Below are 1,222 nucleotides of genomic sequence, written 5' to 3'. Positions count from 1 at the left end.
GACGTACAGCCGCTCCCCCGGAAGCAGGAAGTGGTCGGCCTTGATCGTGCCGTCCGCGATCCCGTCGACGTTGAAGACACCGGCGAGGAGGTCCAAGGCCTGGCCCTCGTCGACGGTGAGTCCGTGGACCAACTGCAGCGCGAGGATCAGGTTGCCGATCGGGTGGTGCGGGTTGTCCACGTGCTCGCGGACCGTGGCCGCGACTGCCTCTCGGAGGTCCGTGGGGGTGGTGGTGTCGCTCATAGCTACTCCTGTGGTGGTGAGGCGCCCGGTGGTCAGCCGGGCGCCTGCGGTGGATGGTTGAGGGTCAGATGCCTTGGACGTCGACGCCGTCCGGGATGGGGAACTGGTGGTTGCAGCTGTCGCAGACCAGAACCGGCGTGCTCTCCAAGCCGGGCTCCTCGGAGCCGGGGCCGTCGACGGAGAGGATCGTGAACTTCGGGTCGACCCGTGCGTAGATCCGCTTGAGGACCGTCACCCGTAGCTCGTAGTGCTGGTCACAGCTCGGGCAGGACCAGGGGCGGCGGACACAGTCGTCCTCGTGCCGGTCGATGCTGCAGCCGCAGCCGGTGGACAGGTCCGCCGGGTCGTAGAACCGGTTCGCCCCTTCCCCGTCGAAGGACAGTTCGACCGTGCCGAACGCTGAGCGTCCGACGAAGGTGCCGAACTCGGTCTTGTAGGGGTCGCCGGGCATGTTGACCCGGTACCGCTTGGTAGTGAATGCAGAGATGGTGAGCGTCATGCTGACCTCCGGTCGTGGTGTTTCCCAACACCCCGAATATTAGGTGCTAGACCTAACGGAAGTCAAGCTTGTTTGCATGCATTCATGCTGACTTGGCGCGGAGAGCTGCCGCGACTTTCGCCGGCCGATACGCCAGCGCGTGCGCCTTGGCGGTCGGATGGCTCGGGTGGTCGACCATCTCGTCACGGATCGGGACGTAGCCGAGCGCGTACCCGGTGTACGGCGTGCAGTTCATCCGCTCCTCGGCCACCCGGCGCTCGTGCCACTGGTCGAGGTAGAACCAACTGGTTAGCCAGCGGGGCCGTCGAGGCACGCGACCAGCTCGGAGCCGTCCGGGATAGTCGGGTAGTCGGCCTTCTTACGTGCGGGCTTACTGGCGTTCATGCTTGCAAGCTTGCGGGCTTGACAGGCGTGGCGAATGCCTCGACGAGCAGCGCCTGGTACGCCGGGTCGCGGGAGAGCAGCCCCAGCAGGCCCGGG

Annotated in this window: 3 protein-coding genes; all 3 read right to left on the bottom strand. The window is 66.3% G+C overall.

Going from position 1 to position 1,222, the window contains the following annotated elements; all coding sequences use genetic code 11:
• A partial coding sequence (locus tag A3ES_RS50840; RefSeq protein ID WP_040457315.1) for a hypothetical protein occupies positions 1 to 243 on the bottom strand: 243 nt, incomplete at its 3' end.
• Positions 244 to 307: 64 nt separating this feature from the next.
• Entirely contained in the window at positions 308 to 742 is a 435-nt protein-coding gene (locus A3ES_RS0145650; RefSeq protein WP_020393497.1) for a hypothetical protein, read from the bottom strand.
• Positions 743 to 824: 82 nt separating this feature from the next.
• Entirely contained in the window at positions 825 to 1,055 is a 231-nt protein-coding gene (locus A3ES_RS54910; protein WP_157631105.1) for a hypothetical protein, read from the bottom strand.
• Positions 1,056 to 1,222: the final 167 nt, after the last annotated feature.

This window comes from Kribbella catacumbae DSM 19601, from assembly GCF_000372465.1.
Taxonomy (GTDB): domain Bacteria; phylum Actinomycetota; class Actinomycetes; order Propionibacteriales; family Kribbellaceae; genus Kribbella; species Kribbella catacumbae.
This window is presented reverse-complemented; position numbering and strand designations above follow the sequence as displayed.

Bases quoted from the DNA above. Each gene is read 5' to 3' on its own strand.
- A3ES_RS0145650 (WP_020393497.1), bottom strand. From the start codon at position 742: ATGACGCTCACCATCTCTGCATTCACTACCAAGCGGTACCGGGTCAAC.